Raw genomic sequence first — 606 nt, forward strand, 5'->3', positions numbered from 1 at the left:
CAGCCGCTCGGCCTTGAAGACAACGTGGCGCGGGCGGTCCCAGGTTCCGGCAGCGTACAAGAACTCGCCATAGCGGCGTTCGGTTTGACCGGACTTGAGGCTCGCAGCTCGAACCTGCTTCATCAGCGGCTCGGCAAGCCGCGCCAATACGGCGTTCGCGGGCAGGTTGATGTGGTAGACAAGGTTTTCGCGCTCAACCCAGTCAAAGACGTCCGGCGCCGCGAATTCGCCGTCGAGGCGGACGCCGATTGCAGCCTTGGGAAACGCGACGCGCAACTTGGGGACAACACGCTTCAATATGGGAATGATGTCCTCCGATCCCTTGCTCGTGCCCGGGCGCAAGACAACTGCGACAGCATGGACGGCTCGCAAGAGGTCTTGGCGTGTGGGGGCGTTTTCGAACCGCGAGAGCGTCGACTGGGCAGCGAGAGGGTCGTCGCAGGAATCGGTTTTGCAGACGAGTTTCATAATGGGGTCGTTCCCGATTCTTGCGGTGTCATTGCAGTCGAAGTAGCCGCAGGAGATGCCGTAGACGCGCTGGCGGAACATTTCGACGAATTCGTGGGCGATTTTTCCTTGCTGCCGCTTGTCGTGGAGAGCGGCGAC

Annotated in this window: 1 protein-coding gene; it reads right to left on the reverse strand. The window is 61.2% G+C overall.

The window, feature by feature from the left end; genetic code table 11:
* On the reverse strand, positions 1 to 606 hold a 606-nt coding region (locus QME66_14020; protein MDI6810056.1), incomplete at both ends, for a transposase.

It is taken from the genome of Candidatus Eisenbacteria bacterium (assembly GCA_030017955.1).
GTDB lineage: Bacteria > Eisenbacteria > RBG-16-71-46 > JASEGR01 > JASEGR01 > JASEGR01.